The 17129-nt window shown below is 69.3% G+C and carries 17 protein-coding genes; 4 read left to right on the plus strand and 13 right to left on the minus strand.

The window, feature by feature from the left end; all coding sequences use genetic code 11:
• Positions 1-201 (plus strand): hypothetical protein (locus ACE3QW_RS12500; protein WP_374251721.1); only part of this gene is annotated, 201 nt, incomplete at its 5' end.
• Positions 202-424: 223 nt separating this feature from the next.
• On the opposite strand, the gene serB is transcribed toward ACE3QW_RS12500, so the two are convergent.
• Entirely contained in the window at positions 425-1324 is a 900-nt protein-coding gene (serB, locus tag ACE3QW_RS12505) for a phosphoserine phosphatase SerB (protein WP_374251722.1), read from the minus strand.
• Here serB and miaA point away from each other — a divergent pair.
• Positions 1323-2270, plus strand: a complete 948-nt coding sequence (gene miaA, locus ACE3QW_RS12510) for a tRNA (adenosine(37)-N6)-dimethylallyltransferase MiaA (RefSeq protein ID WP_374251723.1) — start codon at positions 1323-1325, stop codon at positions 2268-2270. The two genes, serB and miaA, sit on opposite strands and share 2 nt — an antisense overlap.
• 4 nt (positions 2271-2274) lie before the next feature.
• On the opposite strand, the gene ACE3QW_RS12515 is transcribed toward miaA, so the two are convergent.
• Complete coding sequence (locus ACE3QW_RS12515) at positions 2275-3093, minus strand: TetR/AcrR family transcriptional regulator (protein WP_374251724.1); 819 nt, start codon at positions 3091-3093, stop codon at positions 2275-2277.
• Between ACE3QW_RS12515 and ACE3QW_RS12520 the strand changes: the two genes are divergently transcribed.
• Entirely contained in the window at positions 3084-4277 is a 1194-nt protein-coding gene (locus tag ACE3QW_RS12520; protein ID WP_374251725.1) for an acyl-CoA dehydrogenase, read from the plus strand. The two genes, ACE3QW_RS12515 and ACE3QW_RS12520, sit on opposite strands and share 10 nt — an antisense overlap.
• A 156-nt stretch (positions 4278-4433) precedes the next feature.
• The gene (locus tag ACE3QW_RS12525; RefSeq protein WP_374251726.1) at positions 4434-5621 is read left to right on the plus strand and encodes a CaiB/BaiF CoA transferase family protein; all 1188 of its coding nucleotides are present in this window, start codon (positions 4434-4436) and stop codon (positions 5619-5621) included.
• Positions 5622-5710: 89 nt separating this feature from the next.
• Here the strand turns inward: ACE3QW_RS12525 and ACE3QW_RS12530 are convergent, their stop codons facing one another.
• From ACE3QW_RS12530 to ACE3QW_RS12580, 11 genes are all read right to left on the minus strand, one after another.
• Positions 5711-6784, minus strand: a complete 1074-nt coding sequence (locus ACE3QW_RS12530) for a GTP-binding protein (protein ID WP_374251727.1) — start codon at positions 6782-6784, stop codon at positions 5711-5713.
• Between the two features lie 62 nt (positions 6785-6846).
• Positions 6847-7824, minus strand: a complete 978-nt coding sequence (locus ACE3QW_RS12535) for a metal ABC transporter solute-binding protein, Zn/Mn family (RefSeq protein ID WP_374251728.1) — start codon at positions 7822-7824, stop codon at positions 6847-6849.
• A gap of 11 nt (positions 7825-7835) precedes the next feature.
• The gene (locus ACE3QW_RS12540; protein ID WP_029558038.1) at positions 7836-8708 is read right to left on the minus strand and encodes a metal ABC transporter permease; all 873 of its coding nucleotides are present in this window, start codon (positions 8706-8708) and stop codon (positions 7836-7838) included.
• A 201-nt stretch (positions 8709-8909) separates the two neighbouring features.
• Positions 8910-9650, minus strand: a complete 741-nt coding sequence (gene aztA, locus ACE3QW_RS12545; RefSeq protein WP_250166589.1) for a zinc ABC transporter ATP-binding protein AztA — start codon at positions 9648-9650, stop codon at positions 8910-8912.
• The gene (locus tag ACE3QW_RS12550; RefSeq protein ID WP_051679168.1) at positions 9647-9934 is read right to left on the minus strand and encodes a hypothetical protein; all 288 of its coding nucleotides are present in this window, start codon (positions 9932-9934) and stop codon (positions 9647-9649) included. The genes aztA and ACE3QW_RS12550 overlap by 4 nt, the downstream gene beginning before the upstream one ends.
• A gap of 117 nt (positions 9935-10051) precedes the next feature.
• Entirely contained in the window at positions 10052-11836 is a 1785-nt protein-coding gene (gene atzF / locus ACE3QW_RS12555; protein ID WP_374251729.1) for an allophanate hydrolase, read from the minus strand.
• A gap of 191 nt (positions 11837-12027) precedes the next feature.
• Positions 12028-12246, minus strand: a complete 219-nt coding sequence (locus ACE3QW_RS12560) for a hypothetical protein (protein WP_374251730.1) — start codon at positions 12244-12246, stop codon at positions 12028-12030.
• 72 nt (positions 12247-12318) lie between these two features.
• The gene (gene purU, locus ACE3QW_RS12565; RefSeq protein WP_024279543.1) at positions 12319-13188 is read right to left on the minus strand and encodes a formyltetrahydrofolate deformylase; all 870 of its coding nucleotides are present in this window, start codon (positions 13186-13188) and stop codon (positions 12319-12321) included.
• Positions 13189-13279: 91 nt separating this feature from the next.
• Complete coding sequence (locus ACE3QW_RS12570) at positions 13280-13888, minus strand: sarcosine oxidase subunit gamma (RefSeq protein ID WP_374251731.1); 609 nt, start codon at positions 13886-13888, stop codon at positions 13280-13282.
• Complete coding sequence (locus ACE3QW_RS12575) at positions 13881-16835, minus strand: sarcosine oxidase subunit alpha family protein (RefSeq protein WP_374251732.1); 2955 nt, start codon at positions 16833-16835, stop codon at positions 13881-13883. The genes ACE3QW_RS12570 and ACE3QW_RS12575 overlap by 8 nt, the downstream gene beginning before the upstream one ends.
• Positions 16832-17101: a sarcosine oxidase subunit delta gene (locus ACE3QW_RS12580; protein ID WP_374251733.1), complete on the minus strand. Its 270-nt coding sequence runs from the start codon at positions 17099-17101 to the stop codon at positions 16832-16834. The genes ACE3QW_RS12575 and ACE3QW_RS12580 overlap by 4 nt, the downstream gene beginning before the upstream one ends.
• Positions 17102-17129: the final 28 nt, after the last annotated feature.

The following is a 17129-nucleotide window of genomic DNA, read 5'->3' on the forward strand; positions in this document are numbered from 1 at the left end:
GGCGCCAAGCCGCCGGCCGGCAGCACCGCCGCCGCCGAGGCCGCCGCCGGCGGACCGGTCGCCGCCACGGTCGCCGCCCCCCTCGCCCCGGAATCCGAACAGCCGGGGCAGCGCAAGGTGCGCGTCATTCCCCTGCCGCGCTCCCAGAACGCCTTGAGCCAGCAGGGCACCGCCGCAGCAGGGCAGGGGACGGCGCAGTAAGGCGCGGGGCAGTAGGGCAAGGCGCGGTAAGGCACCTGCGACCTGCGCGGGAAAACCCATCCACTTTCAACGGTCGTCATCGCCCGGCTCGTCCGGGCGATCCACCCCTCCGCCTGCGCGCTGCCCGGTGAACCTCACCCGGCCAATCCGTGGATCGCCCGGACGAGCCGGGCGATGACGGCGGGACTTTAGCTCCGCACGCCGAGAAGTGCTCGTTCCGTTCTCAAGCCGTGCGGAACTCGCTGCTTCTGTAGCCCTGCATGTAGAGCAGCGCGGTGAGGTCGCCGTGGTCGATGCGGGCATGGGCCGCCGCTGCCACCGCGGGCTTGGCGTGATAGGCGATGCCGAGGCCCGCCTCTCCCAGCATGGCGAGATCGTTGGCGCCGTCGCCCACGGCCATGGTCTCGGACGGGGCGAGGTGCAGCCGGTCGCGCAATTCCACCAGCGTCGCGAGCTTGGCGTCGCGGCCGAGGATGGGCTCGGCGACCGCGCCCAGCAGCGTGCCGTCTTCCACCAGCAGCTCGTTGGCGCGGTTCTCGTCGAAGCCGATGCGCGCGGCGATCTCCTGCGTGAACAAGGTGAATCCGCCGGAGACGAGGGCGGCGTAGGCGCCGTTGGCCTTCATGGTGCCCACCAGCTCCGGCCCGCCCGGCGTGAGCGTGATGCGCTCGCGCAGCACGTCGCCGACCACGCCGGCCGACAGGCCGCGCAGCAGCGCCACGCGCTCGCGCAAAGCCGGCTCGAAGGCGATTTCGCCGCGCATGGCGCGCTCGGTGATGGCGGAGACGTGCGCCTTCAGACCCACGAGGTCGGCCAGTTCGTCGATGCACTCCTGCCCGATCATGGTCGAATCCATGTCGGCGAGGAACAGGCGCTTGCGCCGGCCGGTCTCCAGCTGCACCACCACGTCGATGGGCGCGCCATTCAGCGCGCCGCGCACCGCATCGGCCAGCGCGCCCGCATCGGCGGCAAGTTCCGGGACGAAGTGGATATCGACCGCCACGCCTTCGTCCAGCACCACCGGATCCTGCGCCTGCGGCAGCACGGAAAGGGCGGCATGGATTGCCTCGTAGGTCAAAGCCGGGGCAGATGGGTTTGAAATCAGCGTCGCGACATAGGCCATGGCATTTTCAAAGCTCGAAGGGGGAAAACCGTTGGCGGTGCTCATCGCAGGTCCGACCGCCAGCGGCAAGTCGGCGCTCGCGCTTGCCGTGGCCGAGCGGACGGGCGGCATCGTCCTCAATGCAGATTCCATGCAAGTGTATGGCGATCTTTGGGTGCTCACGGCGCGGCCGACCGTCGCGGAAATGGCGCAGGTGCCCCACGGCCTCTACGGCCATGTGGATGCGGACACGGACTATTCCGTCGGCCGCTGGCTGGAGGATGCGAAACGCGCCCTCGCCGAGGCGGAGGCGGCGGGGCGCCTTCCGGTATTCGTGGGCGGCACGGGGCTCTATTTCCGGGCGCTGACGCAGGGGCTTGCCGAAATTCCCGCCATTCCCGAAGCCGTGCGCGCCGAGGTGCGCGGCGCGGCCGAGGCGCTGGACAGCCCCGCCCTCCACGCCCGACTTGCCACGGTCGATCCCGCAAGCGCCGAACGGCTGAAGGTGAACGACCGCCAGCGGGTGCTGCGCGCGCTGGAGGTGATCCACGCCACCGGCCGCTCGCTCACCGACTGGCAGAAGGACGCCCAGCCGCCGGTGCTCGATGCGGCGGCCTGCGCGAAGATCGTGCTGGAGGTGGACCGGGAGTTGCTGCGCCAGCGCATCAACGCCCGCTTCGAGACGATGATGGAAGCCGCGGCGCTGGAAGAGGTGCGCGCTCTGGCCGCGCGCAACCTCGCCCCCGACCGGACGGTGCTGAAGGCCCACGGCGCGCCGGCCCTCACGCGCTATCTCAAGGGGGAGATGTCCCTTGCCGAGGCCATCGCCGAGGGCCAAGGCGACACCCGCCGCTATGCCAAAAGGCAGGCGACCTTCTTCCGCCACCAGATGCCCGACTGGCCCACGGCAACGCCCGACGAAGGGCTTGATGTGCTGATGAAGAGCATGGAGGGGGGAGGGGGGTGACGCCTCAGGCCACCAGCCCGCGCACCAGCAGATCGTGATATTCCAGCGCGACCTCTTCGGCGGATTTGCCACCGCCGGGCTTGAACCAGCGCACCATCCAGCTCAGCAGCGAAAGCACCGCGCGCCCGGTCATGGCCGCGCCCACCTCGCGAAACGAACCGTCCGCCACGCCGTCGGCGATGATCCGGCGCAGGAGGCCCTCATGGGCGTCGCGCAAGGCGAGGGCATCGCCCTTCAGCCCGGTATTGGCCATGCCGGAAAAGCCCACCAGCATGGTGACGAAGCAATCGTAATTGTCGGCGAGGAAGCGGGCATGGGCGACCATGAACTGCTTCAGCTGCTCGGCCGGCGGGTCCTCCCGCTTCACCGCCGCGGCTGACGCATCGTTGAGGCCGGTGAGGGTGAAGATGATGATGGCGTCATAGATCTCCTGCTTGGAGGAGAAATAGTTGTAGATGGCGCCCTTGGAATAATTGAGCGACCGCGCCACCTCGCTGAGCGAGGAATCCACATAGCCCTTCTGCGCGAACATTTGTGCGGCCTGCCGCAGGATTTCCGCACGCGGGTCGGTCATCATCGGCGGGCGGCCAAGGCGCGCGCCATCGCCGTCCGCCGCGACGCGCAGGGCCGCCGATTTCGGCGGACGTCCGCGCCGCCGGGCGGGGGCCGGGCGGGCCGGCGCATCCTGTTCGTGGTCGCCTCGATCCTGCAGCGTCGTGCTCCTTGACGATTGGCTTTTATTTATATACCGACTGGTAGGAATGTAAATGCCTGCCGCCACCCGGCGGTGATTTCTAGCGCGGGAGACGCACCATGGCCGCATCCGGTAAGCCGATCTTCGACTGGGCCGACCCCTTCGATCTCAACAGCCAGCTCACCGAGGACGAGCGCCTGGTGCGCGACACCGCCCGCGACTATGCGCAGGAAAAGCTGCTGCCGCGCGTGACCTCCGCCTATCTCGACGAGCGCTTCGACCGCGAGATCATGAACGAGATGGGCGAACTCGGCCTGCTCGGCCCCACCATCCCGGCGGAATACGGCGGCGCCGGCCTCGGCTATGTCGCCTACGGCCTCGCCGCGCGTGAGGTGGAGCGGGTGGATTCGGGCTACCGCTCGGCCATGAGCGTGCAGTCCTCCCTCGTCATGCATCCCATCTACGCTTACGGCACCGAAGAGCAGCGCAAGAAGTACCTGCCCAAGCTTGCCACCGGCGAGTGGGTCGGCTGCTTCGGCCTCACCGAGCCGGACGCCGGCTCCGATCCCGCCGGCATGCGCACCCGTGCCGAGAAGATCGACGGCGGCTACCGCCTCAACGGCGCCAAGATGTGGATCACCAACTCGCCCATCGCCGACCTCGCGGTGGTGTGGGCGAAGTCTGCCGCGCACGACAACGCCATCAAGGGCTTCGTCGTGGAGCGCGGCATGAAGGGCTTCTCCACCCCCAAGATCGAGGGCAAGCTCTCGCTGCGCGCCTCCATCACCGGCGAGGTGGTGCTGGAAGACGTGGAGATCCCGGAAGAGAACCTCCTGCCCAACGCCGCCGGCCTGCCCGGCCCCTTCGGCTGCCTCAACCGCGCCCGCTACGGCATCGGCTGGGGCGCCATGGGCGCGGCGGAGGCCTGCTATGCGGCCGCCCGCCAGTACACTTTGGACCGCAAGCAGTTCGGCAAGCCGCTGGCCGCCACCCAGTTGGTGCAGAAGAAGCTCGCCGACATGGCGACCGAGATCGCGCTGGGCCTCCAGCTCGCGCTGCGCGCGGGGCGGATGTTCGATGAGGGCACGCTGCCCATCGAGGCCATCTCCTTCCTGAAGCGCAACAATTGCGGCAAGGCGCTGGACATCGCGCGGGTCGCCCGCGACATGCACGGCGGCAACGGCATCTCGGCGGAATTCCACGTCATCCGCCACGCGGCGAACCTCGAGACGGTGAACACCTACGAGGGCACGCACGACATCCACGCGCTGATCCTCGGCCGGGCGATTACGGGGATTCAGGCGTTCTTCTGAGAACCGCCCTTGTCCCCTCTCCCCTTGCGGGAGAGGGTTAGGGTGAGGGGTATTGCCGCCGCTTCGCGCGAACCGCCGGTGGAGGGAGCCCCCTCACCCCCAGCCCCTCTCCCGCAAGGGGAGAGGGGAGCCAAAGCCGCCAACCGAGCCCCTCCCATGTCCTCCCCTGCCTCCGCTCCCCTCGCCGGCCTTCGCGTCCTTGAACTCGCCCGCATCCTCGCGGGACCCTGGTGCGGGCAGTTGCTCGCCGATCTCGGGGCGGAGGTCATCAAGGTGGAGCGGCCGGGCGGCGGGGACGATACGCGCACCTGGGGCCCGCCCTTCCTGAAGGGTGCGGACGGGGCGGACCTCGGCGCCGCCTATTTCCATTCCACCAATCGCGGCAAGCGCTCGGTGGCGGTGGATTTCGAGACCGAAGACGGTCAGAAGATCATCCGCGATCTCGCGCGGCAGAGCGATGTGCTCATCGAGAACTTCAAGGTCGGCGGCCTGAAGAAATACGGGCTCGACTATGAGAGCCTGAAAAAGGAAAACCCGCGCCTTGTCTATTGCTCCGTCACCGGCTTCGGGCAGGACGGCCCCTATGCGCCGCGCGCGGGGTATGACTTTCTGGTGCAGGGCATGGGCGGCATCATGGACCTCACCGGCGCGCCGGATGGGGAGCCGCAGAAGGTGGGCGTCGCCTTCGCCGACATCTTCACCGGCCTTTATGCCACCGTGGGCATCCTCGCGGCGCTGCGGCGGCGGGACGAGACCGGAACGGGCGGCCATGTGGACATGGCACTGCTGGACACGCAGGTGGGCGTGCTGGCCAACCAGGCCATGAACTACCTCACCTCCGGCAAGGCGCCGAAGCGCATGGGCAATGCCCATCCCAACATCGTGCCCTATCAGGTCTTCCCCTGCGCGGACGGCTATTTCATCGCCGCCATCGGCAATGACGGCCAGTTCGCCCGCTTCTGCGCCGTGCTCGGCGCGCCGGAGCTGGCGCAACAGGCCGACTACGGCACCAACCCCGCCCGCGTCGCCAACCGCGCGGTGCTGGTGCCGAAGCTCACCGCGCTGACCATGGCCTTCGCCCGCGACGACCTGCTCGCCGCGCTGGAGGCGAAGGGCGTGCCGGCCGGGCCGATCAATACGGTGTCGCAGGTGTTCGAGGACCCGCAGGTGAAGGCCCGCGGCCTGCGCGTGGACCTTGCGGAGGCCGGCGGCGGCACCATTCCCGCCGTGGCGAGCCCCATCGTGCTCGACGGCGTGCGGCAGGTGGCGAAAAGCGCCAGCCCGCGGCTGGGTGCGGATACGGAACAGGTGCTCGCGGCGCTGAAGGCGCTGGCGGGGAACTGACAGGTTCTCCCGAAACCCTGCGCCGGCCGGACCGGGCGGCGCAGGGGGAGAATGAAGATGGGGCGCGTCGCGCCCCGATCAGACGGCCCTCACGCCACGCAGGTGAGGAAGCCCTCTTCGAGCAGGTCGCGCTTCAGCTGGCGGCCGATGAAGACGATGCGGCTGAGGCGCTTCTCGTCGTCCTTCCACGGGCGCTGGTGGTCCCCGTCGAGGATCATGTGCACGCCCTGGAACACGAAGCGGTCGGGATCGTCCTTGAACGACAGGATGCCCTTGGACCGCAGGATGTTCGGCCCCTCCACCTGCACGATGTTCTGCACCCAGGGGAAGAACTTGTCCGGGTCCAGCGGCTTGTCGGTGGAGAAGGATACCGACTGGATCTCCTCGTCATGCACCGCCTTCAGCCCGTGGTGATGGTGGTCATGATCGTGGTGATCGTGGTGATCGTGGCCGCAGTCCGGGCCGCACGCCTCGCCATGGGCGTGGTGGTGATGGTGGTGCTCGTCCTCCTCAAGGAAGGCGGGCTCCAGCTCCAGCACGCGCTCGAGATCGAAGGCGCCCTGGTTCAGCACCTTGGCGATGTCGATCTCGGACTTCTGGGTGCGGTAGAGCTTGGCGTAGGGGTTGATGCCGCGGATGCGGGCTTCCACCGCGTCCAGCTCCGCGCCGGTCACGAGGTCGGTCTTGTTGAGGAGGATGACGTCGGCGAAGGCCACCTGATTCTTCGCCTCGGGGGCGTCCTTCAGGCGGTCGGAGAGCCACTTGGCGTCGGCCACCGTGACCACGGCGTCGAGCTTGGTCTTGGCCTGCACTTCCTCGTCCACGAAGAAGGTCTGGGCCACGGGGGCGGGGTCCGCCAGCCCGGTGGTCTCGACGATGATGCCGTCGAAGCCGCCCTTGCGGCGCAAGAGGCCGTCGATGATGCGGATGAGGTCGCCGCGCACGGTGCAGCAGATGCACCCGTTGTTCATCTCGAACACTTCCTCGTCGGCGCCCACCACGAGGTCGTTGTCGATGCCGATCTCGCCGAACTCGTTGACGATGACGGCGAATTTCTTGCCGTGGGGCTGCGACAGGATGCGGTTGAGCAGCGTGGTCTTGCCGGCACCCAGATAGCCGGTCAACACGGTGACGGGGATCTTCTCGGCCTGCGTTTCAGCCATGGCTTCACCTTGGTACTGCGGCGGCCGCGCGAGGCGGCCGCCGGAAGGAAACGGGCGTCCCCTCAGCTCGACAGAGCGGACGAGAGTTCGCGCACGTTGGAGTGCATCATGTCGATGTAGGTGCTCGCGGGGCCTTTGTCATCGGACAGCGCGTCGGAATAGAGCGTTCCGCCCACCTTGGCGCCGCTTTCCTTGGCGATGCGCTGGATGAGGCGCGGGTCGGTGACGTTCTCGACGAACACGGCCGGGATCTTCTGCGCCTTGATCTGGCGGATGATGCGGCCGACGTCCTTGGCCGAGGCCTCGCTCTCGGTGGAGACACCCTCGGGGGCGACCAGGATCAGGCCGTAGGCCTCGCCGAAATAGCCGAAGGCGTCGTGGGAGGTGATGATGCGGCGCTGCTCGGCCGGGATCTTGGCCATGGCGGACTTCACTTCCGTCTCCAGCGCATCGAGCTTGGCGGTGTAGGCCGCGGCATTGGCGGTATAGACGTCGCGGCCGTCCGGATCGGCGGCGATCAGGCCGTCACGCACGTTGGCCACATAGACCTTGGCGTTGGCGATGGACTGCCAGGCGTGGGGGTCGATGCCGCCGTGGTCATGGCCGCCTTCCTTGGCGTGGTCGTGCTTGTCCTTGCCCTTGGCCTTCGGCTTCTCGTCGTCGTCATGATCGACGAAGCCGGTGCGGGGCGTGATGCCCTTCGTGGCGACGACGATGGGCGCCTTGGTGCCGGACGCCTTGATGAGGCGGTCCATCCAGCCTTCGAAGCCGAGGCCGTTCACGAACACCACCTTGGCCGCGGCCACCGCCTTCGCGTCGGCGGGGGTGGGCTGGTAGACGTGGGCATCGCCGTTGGGACCGACGATGGTGGTGACGGCCACGCGGTCGCCGCCCACCTGCTTCACGAAATCGCCGAGGATGGAGAAGGAGGCCACCACGGGCATCTTCTGGGCAGGGGCCTGCGCGAGCGCCGGCCCGGCCATGGGCAGGCCAAGGCCGGCGACCATGCCGGCGGCGAGGAGGAGACGTCTGGAGATCATGAAAGTCCTCTTCAGGCTTCAAGGTGACGGCGAGGGACGAGGCGGCCGGCGAGACCGCCGATCGGCCCGAAAAAGACGGCGCCGGCATAGGCGAGACCGGCGACCAGGATGATGGAAGGGCCGGACGGCGTGCCGAGGTTGTAGGAGACGAGCAGCCCCGCGACGCCCGAGCCGAAGGCGATCAGCGTCGAGGTGGTGACCAGCGCCGTGAGGTCGCGCACGAAGAAGCGCGCGGTGGCTGCCGGCAGCATCATCAGCCCCACCGAGAGAAGCGTGCCGAGGGCGTGGAAACCGCCCACGAGGTTCAGCACCACCAGCGACAGGAAGGCGATGTGGCTGACGCCGCCGCTGCGGCTCACCGAGGCGAGGAAGGTCGGGTCCACGCATTCCAGCACCAGCGGCCGCCACACCACGGCGAGGGTGAGCAGCGTGATGGTGGTGATGCCGGCGATGAGCACCAGCGTCGCGTCGTCGATGCCCAGCACGGTGCCGAACAGCACGTGCAGCAGGTCCACGTTGGAGCCGCGCAGCGAGACGATGAGCACGCCCAGCGCCAGCGAGATGAGATAGAAGGCGGCCAGCGAGGCGTCCTCCTTCATCCCCGTCGCCCGCGCCACCACGCCCGCGCCCACCGCCACCAGAAGGCCGGCCGCGAGGCCGCCGGCGGTCATGGCGTAGAGGTTGAGGCCGGCGAACAGGAAGCCGATGGCCGCGCCGGGCAGGATGGCGTGGGCCATGGCATCGCCCGTCAGCGACATGCGCCGCAGCATCAGGAACGCGCCCACCGGCCCCGCGCCGAGCGACAGCGCGAACACGCCGGCCAGCGCCCGCCGCATGAACTCGAACTCCACGAAGGGAGAAATGAAGGTGTCATAGAGGCTCATCGAACCATCCCGGGCCGCGTGCCGCGCTCAAGGCGGCCGGCCGGATCTGTCATCGTCCTGCCCTTGCGCTTGGCCGGGGAGCCGATCCGGTGGGTTGGAGGAACCGGACCGGCCTTGGACGGAGCCCGTGGTCCCCGGCCAAGCGCAAAAGCAGTGATGTGCGTCCAAAAGACCGGCGTCAGCCGGTCGGTGAAAGTCGGATCAGGCGGCGTCGGAGCAGGGGACGGCGTCGTCACGCCATGACTCGCCCATGCGGCGGGCCTTGAGCAGGTTCTCGGGGTCGAGCGCTTCCGCGGTGGGGCCCCATGCGACAGGCGTGCGGGCGAGGAGAAGCGTCTGCGGGAAGGTCGCGCGCACCAGGTCGAAATCGTGCAGCACCGCGATGACGGTGCGTTGCTCGCCGTGCCAGCGGCGGACCAGTTCCACGAGGTCCGACACCGTCTTGGCGTCGAGGGCGGTGAACGGCTCGTCGAGCAGGATCACGCGGGCGTCCTGCAGCAGCAGGCGGGCGAACAGGGTGCGCTGCATCTGCCCGCCGGAGAGCGTGCCGATGGGCCGGTTCTCGAACCCTTCGAGGCCGACGGCGGCGATGGCGTGCTCGATCTTCTCCCGATCGGCCCGGCCGATGCCGCCGAACAGGCCGGCGCGCCGCCACAGGCCCATGGACACCATGTCGTAGACATGGATGGGAAAGCTGCGGTCGATCTCGGCGCCCTGCGGCAAGTAGGCGATCTCGCGCGGATCGAGGCCGTGACGATCGATGGTGCCGCCGAGCGGCTTCAGGGCACCGCCGATGGCCTTGAGGAGCGTGGACTTGCCGGCGCCGTTGGCGCCGCAGATGGCGAGCAGCGCACCCTTCTCCACATCGCCGGAGAGGTGGTGGACGGCCGGGTGGCGCTCATAGCCGAGGGTGAGGTTGCGGAACGAAATCTGCGCGGTCATGCGCCGCCTCCCGTCACCAGCAGGACGGCGCTCCACAGCACGAGGAGGAGCACCGACACCAGCGCGAGCCGCCCGGCAAGGGACATGCGCAGCACCGATGCGCCGATGCGCACGGGCGGCCTGCGGCCTGCCGGAGAAGCGGCATGGGTGTGATGGCCGTGCCCATGATCGCCCTGGTCGTGTCCCCCCGCGGCTCCGGCGCCGACGGGCGCGGCGCGGTCCTGCCGGCCGGTCGCCTCGCGGGCCGGCGGCGTCGCTGCGGAAGGGGAAAGGGACAGGGACATGGGGGCCGGCGCGCTGGTTTCGATGGCCAGTTGATACAGTGTATCGCTCAGCCTTGTCCAGCCCGCCGACACCCCACCGCACGCTTTTGTGCGGTTCCCCTCAGTCAGTCGGATCGCCTATTCGGCGGCTGCGGCAAAGGCGCGGAAGCTGCCGAACCGGGTGATGTCCTGCGCCCCGTCGAGGGCCGCCGCCTCGGCCAGGAAGCCGGTGACACGGCTGCCGTCGTCCAGCTCCACCTGCCCGAGGCCCAGCGGCGCCGGGATGGTTGCGAGCAGGCGGCCGACGCCCTCGAAGGGCAGGGACCACACCTCCCCCTCCACCGCCGCGCCGTCCGCAGTCACGCGCACCACGCCCGGGCGGGGCACGGCGCCGGGGAGGAGCTTCATGCGATAGGACGGCACTGTCTTCGCGGCGCGCACGAAGCGCGCGCCCATGGCCTTCAGGTCGCCATTGAGCGGCATGCCGGAGAGGTGGGCGCCGAACACGCACACATCGAGCCGCCCCGGCTCGCTGGCGGGCGCCAGCGGGGGCAGGGCCGGCGCGGGCGCATGGCCGCAGCCCAGCGGCAGATTGCCCGCCGCCACATAGGCGCGGCCCAGCGCCGCCATCTCCGCATCCTTCCCGGCGGGGGCGAGGAGGGTGATGCCATAGGGGACGCCGGCGGCGGTGATCTTGGTCGGCACGGCGATGCCGCACAGATCCATGAGGTTCACGAAATTGGTGTAGGTGCCATTGCGCGAATTCAGGCGGATGGGGTCGGCCAGCACCTCCTCCACCGTATAGGCTGAGGGCGCTGTGGGCAGCAGCAGCGCGTCGATGCCGGCGAGGATGGGGGCAACGCGCGCGCGCAGCTCCTTGAGCTTGTACATGGCGCGGAAGGCATCCGCCGCGCTCGCCTTGCCGCCCGGCTCGGTGATGGCCCGCGTCACCGGATGCACCGCATCGGGATCGGTGGTCAAAAGGTGCTCGGCGGCGATCCAGCGCTCCGCCACCCACGGCCCCTCATAGAGCAGGCGGGCGGTCTCGGCGAAGGCGGAGAAATCGATCTCCTTCAGCACCGCGCCCAGCGATGCAAAGCGCGAGAGCGCTTCCTCATAGGCGGTGGCCGACTCGGCATCGCCGAAGAACTCCCGCTGCGCGACGGGCAGGATGCCCAGCACCGGCGCGGGCGGGGCGGCGGTGAGCGGGCCGACGGGCAGGTCGCGGGAATAGGCGTCGTCCGCGTCGAAGCCGGAGATGACGTTCAGCACCGCCATGGCATCGTCCACGGTGAGGGCGAAGATGGAGATGCAGTCCAGCGTCTTGCAGGCCGGCACGAGGCCGGTGTTGGGCACGAGGCCAAGGGAGGGCTTCAGGCCCACGATGTTGTTCAGCATGGCCGGCACGCGGCCCGATCCCGCCGTATCGGTGCCCAGCGACACCGGCACGATTCCCGCGCCCACCGCCACCGCCGAACCGGAGGAGGAGCCGCCCGGCACCAGCTCCGGGTTCACCGAGTTGCGCGGGATGCCATAGGGCGAGCGCACGCCCACGAGGCCGGTGGCGAACTGGTCGAGATTGGTCTTGCCGATGATGAGGGCCCCGGCCGCCTTGAGCCGCGCCACGACGGTGGCGTCGCGCGTCGGCACATAGGCGAAGGCCGGGCAGGCGGCGGTGGTGGGCAGGCCGGCGACGTCGATATTGTCCTTCACCGCCACCGGGACGCCGTAGAGCGGCAGCGCCGTATTGCCGGCGGCCTCCAGCGTGGCCGCCTCGGCCAGCACATCGGGTTCGTCGCGCAGGGTGATGAACATGGCCGGGTCGTCATGCACCGCAAGCCGGGCATAGACGCCGCGCACCGTATCCGAGACGGAGCGGAGGCCGGACCTGTGGGCTTCGAGGAGGCTGGCGACGGTCTGCATGGTCTACCCTGATGACGGCGCTCCACGCGCCTGATGGCAGGGGTCTAGCAGGAAGCGCGCCACTTGTATGCAATTTCTGATAAACACATAAATATCAGATGCTTGATGCAAATGAATTGCGCCCTGCAGCGGCTGGATTTGCCACTGCGGGGCGCAGGATGTGCACCTTGTGCCCAGAAAGTGGGCAGGCGTTACTGGCTCGTCCGGTTCTGCTCCGCCGGCGAAAGGGTCCGGCCGGGAGGGGCGTCGGGCGTGGTGGTCATGGGCGGGGGATTGCCGCGCGGCACGGTGATGTTCTCCGGCGCGGTCTCGCTCGGTTCGGGGCTGCCGCGGTTGGAGAACATGTTCGCCGCGACCAGTGCGAGGACCAGCACGAATGCCGCGGCGACGAGCATGCCCTGGCGTTGCATGGGGCTCTCTCCTTTTGATGGATATCGCCCCCTCAACGCCCCGGCCCCGGTGCCGGGTTCCCCTTTTTGAGGTCAGTCGCGGAACACCACGGTGCGGGAACCGTTCAGCAGCACCCGGTCCTGCAGGTGCCAGGAGATGGCCCGCGCCAGCACCCGGCGCTCGATGTCGCGCCCCTTGCGCACGAGATCCTCGGGCGAATCCTGGTGGGAGATGCGCTCCACGTCCTGCTCGATGATCGGGCCTTCATCGAGGTCCGAGGTCACGTAGTGGGCGGTGGCGCCGATGAGCTTCACGCCGCGCGCATGGGCCTGATGATAGGGCTTGGCGCCCTTGAAGCCGGGCAGGAACGAGTGGTGGATGTTGATGCACTTGCCCGAGAGCTTGGCGGACAGCCCATCCGACAGCACCTGCATGTAGCGCGCGAGCACGGCAAGCTCGGAGCCGGAGGACTGGAAGATCTCCCAGACCTGCGTTTCCTGCTCCAGCTTCGTGGCCTTGGTCACCGGCAGGTGGTGGAAGGGGATGCCATCGAAATCGAGGTGGGCATAGGTCTCGCGCGGATGGTTGGAGACGATGCCGGAGATTTCCATGGGGATCTCGCCGATGCGCCAGCGATAGAGCAGGTCGGCGAGGCAGTGGTCGAACTTGGAGGCGAGCAGAAGCACCTTCCGCTTTTCCGACACGGGACGGAGCGTGAAGCTCAGCGAGAAGGTCTGCGCCACCGCCGCGAAGCCGGAGCGGATTTCGGCGAGGCTGGCCTCGCCCTCGACCACGTTGAACACCACGCGCATGAAGAAGCGGCGGGTCTCGGTGTCGTCGAACTGCTGCGCCTCCAGGATGTTGCAGCCCTTCTCGAACAGGAAGGTCGAGACGCCGGCGACGATGCCGGGCCGGTTAGGGCAGGAGAAGGCGAGAATGATCGGCTCGTTGGGGCTGGTCATGATGCGTCCTTTATGGCGCCGCGCGACCGATGCAGCCGGGCGCCCTGTTCAGAAAATCGGTGCGGGAGAGGAGGCGCGCGCCGCGCTGCCGTCAACCTCGATCGGTGCCGGAGAGCGCGAAGCCGTATTCCGCCGCGCTCGCCGCCAGCCAGCGCAGGAAGGCGGGCGCGAAGGTGTTGCCCACCGCGAAGCGATAGCTGGGGCTCGCGTCCCGCTGCCAGAAGGTGACGCCCACGTGGGAGACCGGCGTCGTCGCCGCGTCGCCCGGCTGGAACGCGCGGGGATCAAGGTCCACCGCCACGCCCTTCACCAGCGCCTCGCGCGCCTTGGGACCGGAGATGTCGAGCACGAGATTGGCGTCGCTCTGGTCGGTGACGGCGCCAAGGCCGGCCGCCAGCTCTTCGAGGCGACGGCGCAGCGTGGCGCCGTCCGATCCTTCGGCCAAAACCAGCCACTTGCCGGGGCCGGTGCCGATGGCCTCAAGGCCGGCGCCGACACTCGCCTTCGGCGCATCCACGAGCGGCAGGCCGGAAGCGGTGGCGGCGGCGATCAGCGCAGCGGTCTTGCCCTTGCGGGCGACCAGCGTCGCGGCGGCAAGGTTCGTCACCACCTGCGCCGTGACGCCGGTGGCGCCTGCGACGCCATAGTGCCCGGCCGGAACGAGGTGGGCGGGGGAGAGGGACTGGAAGAGGTCAGACACGCTGCTTCTCCCCTTCGGGATCGACAAAGTGGGGAGAGCACACCTCGACCTCGATGTCACCGCCGCGCACCGGGTCATAGGCGCGCAGCTTCTCGCCGATGCGCTCCGGCCCGCGCTTGAGGAGGCCGAGGCCGATGGAGTGCCCGAGGATGGGCGACCAGGCGACGGAGGTCATGTAGCCCTCGTCATTCTCAGTGGTGGGGGCCGCGCCGAGGGGCAGGAAATGCGCCCCGGCCTTGAGCCGCGCCGCCTTGTCCACCGGCCGGAAGCCGACGAAGGTGGGCCGGTCGGGATCGGTGAAGGCGGGGCGGCCGGCCATCACGCGGCCGATGAAGTCCTTCTTGGTGGAGGCCATGCGCCCGAGGCCGAGATCGCGGGCGGAGGTCTGCCCGTTCAGCTCGCTGCCCGACACATGGCCCTTCTCGATGCGCAGCACGGCCAGCGTCTCGACGCCGTAGGGCGTGATGCCGTAGGGCGCTCCCGCCGCCATGATCGCCCGCATCAGCTTGTCGCCGTGGCGGGCGGGCACCGCGATCTCGTAGCCGAGTTCGCCGGAGAAGGAGAGGCGGAAGACGCGCGCTTCCACGCCGCCCATCACCGTGGTCTGGAGCGCGCCCATGAAGGGCAGGCCGGCGTTGGAGACATCCGCGCCATCCACCAGCTTCGCCAGCACGTCGCGGGAGCGCGGGCCGGAGACCGCAATCTGCGCCCACTGCTCGGTGATGGAGGCGAGGCACACGTCCAGCTCCGGCCACAGCACCTGCAGGCAGAATTCCAGATGCTGGAACACCTTGGCCGCGTTGGCGGTGGTCGTGGTCATCACATAATGGTCGTCGGCGAGACGGGCGGTGGTGCCGTCGTCCATGACGATCCCGTCCTCGCGCAGCATCACGCCGTAGCGCGCCTTGCCGACGCCGAGGGTGGAGAACATGTTGATGTAGACGCGATCCAGCAGCCGGCCCGCGTCCGGCCCCTGAAGGTCGATCTTGCCGAAGGTGGACACGTCGATGACGCCGACGCTCTCGCGCGTCGCCTTCACCTCGCGGTTCACCGCCGCCTGCCAGTCCTCGCCGGCCTTCGGGAACCACGCGGCGCGCAGCCACTGTCCGGTCTCGACGAACACCGCGCCCTGTTCCTCCGCCCACTGATGGGTCGGTGTCGGGCGGGTGGGCTTGAAGTCCACGCCGCGATGGTGGCCGGCGAGCACGCCGAGCGCCACGGGCGTGTAGGGCGGGCGGAACACGGTGGTGCCGGTCTCGGGAATGCCCTTGCCGGTGAGCGCCGCCATGATGGCGAGGCCCGCCATGTTGGAGGTCTTGCCCTGGTCGGTGGCCATGCCCATGGTGGTGTAGCGCTTGAGCAATTCCACCGCCCGGAAGCCTTCGCGATGGGCGAGGGCCACGTCCTTGGCGGTCACGTCGTTCTGCTGGTCCACGAAGGCGGGACCCTTGGCGTGCACCTGCCAGAAGGCCTTGAGGCCGTTGGGCGCATCGCCCGCCACGGGGGCGGCAGTCGCGACAGGCGCGAAGCCCGCATCTTCCGCCGCTGCGGCGCCCAGCGCGCTGCCATCCGCGAGGCTTTCGGCGAGCGTGAGGTGGCCGGCGGCGGCGCCCGCCACCACCATGCCCACCGGCACGGCGCCGGGCACGAAGGCGGCGATGTCCTCGCGCCAGATGGGCCTGCCGCCCTGATGGCAGGTGAGGTTCACGTTGGGCGTCGCCCCGCCGGAGACGCCGAGCGCCTCCACGGAGAGCGTGCGGACACCCTTGGGCGTGCGCACGGTGATGCCGGACAGGCACTTGCCGGAGGTGGCGATGACCTCGCTCCCGGTGAGGAGATCGACGCCCAGCGCCTTCGCTCGCGCGGCCAGCGCAGGGGCGACGGCGTCGCGCACATCCGCGATGGCTTCCAGCTTCACGCCGGCCGCTGCGGCGTCCAGCAGCGCTGCGATGGCGTGGTCGTTGTTGGTGAAACCGGCCGCCCGCGGCCCCGCGCCGACGCCGAAGCGCGTGGCATAGGTGGCGAGGGCCAGCGCCGACATGACGCCGGGCCGGTCGTTGCCAGGGAAGACGATGGGGCGGTCGAACGCACCCGCCGCCAGCACGGAGCGCTTGGCGATGAAGCGCCACAGCCGCTGGCGGGGCTGGAAGGGGGCGGGGACGGCGAGATGGTCGCTCACCTTCTCCACCGCGCCGAATTCGCCGCCGTCATAGGCGCCGAACACGGTGGTGCGCGGCATGAGGCGGACGTTGGGCAGGCTCGCGAGTTCGGCGAGGGTGCGCGTCAAGAAATCCGCCGCGCTGCCGCCGTCGATCTCGGCCTGCTCGGAGAGGAGCCGGCCGCCGAGGCGGAAGTCCTCGTCCGCCAGCACCACCCGCGCGCCGGTGCGCCCGGCCGCCAGCGCCGCCGCAAGGCCGGCTGCGCCGGAGCCAATGACCAGCACGTCGCAGAAATGGGTGGCCTTCTCGTAATGGTCCGGGTCGGCCACCTCGGCCGCGCGGCCGAGGCCGGCAGCACGGCGGATCATGGGCTCGTAGACCTTCTCCCAGAAGGCGGCGGGCCACATGAAGGTCTTGTAGTAGAAGCCCGCGCCGAGGAAGGGCGACACGAGCTGGTTCATGCTGAGCAGGTCGACGTCCAGCGAGGGCCAGCGGTTCTGGCTGGTGGCGTCCAGCGCGTCGAACAGCTCAATGGTGGTGGCGCGGGTGTTGGGCTCGCGCCGGGCGCCGGAGCGCAGTTCCACCAGCGCGTTGGGCTCCTCGGACCCTGCGGTGACGATGCCGCGCGGCCGGTGATACTTGAAGGAGCGGCCGACCAGCCGCACGCCGTTGGCGAGCAGCGCGGAGGCGAGCGTGTCGCCGGGATGGCCGGTGTAGCTCTTGCCGTCGAAGTTGAAGGAGAGGGTGCGGCTGCGGTCGATCAGCCCCCCTGCGGAAAGCCGGGTCATTCGGCCGCCTCCGTCCGGGTGAAGCGCACTGCGGTGATGGCGTGAGTGCGGGTGTCGCGCGTGACGGTGAGCCAGCGGCGGCAGCCGCCCGCGTGGTACCAGAGCTCGTCCATCACGCCGGCGACGTTGTCGCGCTCGTAGACGTAGACGTTGAAGGCGTCCGGCGCCTCGGGAGCGGCCGGGTCCGGCCGGACGGGCGCGGCATCGCCGAGATAGGCGAACTCATGGGACGACCTCGCGCCGCAATAGGGACAGGTGATGCGCATGGGTCAGGTCCGGGTGGGAAGGTGGGGG

This window comes from Xanthobacter sp. (assembly GCF_041911315.1).
In the GTDB taxonomy this organism is placed as follows: Bacteria; Pseudomonadota; Alphaproteobacteria; order Rhizobiales; family Xanthobacteraceae; genus Xanthobacter; species Xanthobacter aminoxidans.

Coding starts and splice junctions, on each gene's coding strand:
- miaA (WP_374251723.1), top strand. CDS start 1,323: ATGGCATTTTCAAAGCTCGAAGGGGGAAAACCGTTGGCGGTGCTCATC.
- serB (WP_374251722.1), bottom strand. CDS start 1,324: ATGGCCTATGTCGCGACGCTGATTTCAAACCCATCTGCCCCGGCTTTG.
- ACE3QW_RS12520 (WP_374251725.1), top strand. CDS start 3,084: ATGGCCGCATCCGGTAAGCCGATCTTCGACTGGGCCGACCCCTTCGAT.
- ACE3QW_RS12515 (WP_374251724.1), bottom strand. CDS start 3,093: ATGCGGCCATGGTGCGTCTCCCGCGCTAGAAATCACCGCCGGGTGGCG.
- ACE3QW_RS12525 (WP_374251726.1), top strand. CDS start 4,434: ATGTCCTCCCCTGCCTCCGCTCCCCTCGCCGGCCTTCGCGTCCTTGAA.
- ACE3QW_RS12530 (WP_374251727.1), bottom strand. CDS start 6,784: ATGGCTGAAACGCAGGCCGAGAAGATCCCCGTCACCGTGTTGACCGGC.
- ACE3QW_RS12535 (WP_374251728.1), bottom strand. CDS start 7,824: ATGATCTCCAGACGTCTCCTCCTCGCCGCCGGCATGGTCGCCGGCCTT.
- ACE3QW_RS12540 (WP_029558038.1), bottom strand. CDS start 8,708: ATGAGCCTCTATGACACCTTCATTTCTCCCTTCGTGGAGTTCGAGTTC.
- aztA (WP_250166589.1), bottom strand. CDS start 9,650: ATGACCGCGCAGATTTCGTTCCGCAACCTCACCCTCGGCTATGAGCGC.
- ACE3QW_RS12550 (WP_051679168.1), bottom strand. CDS start 9,934: ATGTCCCTGTCCCTTTCCCCTTCCGCAGCGACGCCGCCGGCCCGCGAG.
- atzF (WP_374251729.1), bottom strand. CDS start 11,836: ATGCAGACCGTCGCCAGCCTCCTCGAAGCCCACAGGTCCGGCCTCCGC.
- ACE3QW_RS12560 (WP_374251730.1), bottom strand. CDS start 12,246: ATGCAACGCCAGGGCATGCTCGTCGCCGCGGCATTCGTGCTGGTCCTC.
- purU (WP_024279543.1), bottom strand. CDS start 13,188: ATGACCAGCCCCAACGAGCCGATCATTCTCGCCTTCTCCTGCCCTAAC.
- ACE3QW_RS12575 (WP_374251732.1), bottom strand. CDS start 16,835: ATGACCCGGCTTTCCGCAGGGGGGCTGATCGACCGCAGCCGCACCCTC.
- ACE3QW_RS12580 (WP_374251733.1), bottom strand. CDS start 17,101: ATGCGCATCACCTGTCCCTATTGCGGCGCGAGGTCGTCCCATGAGTTC.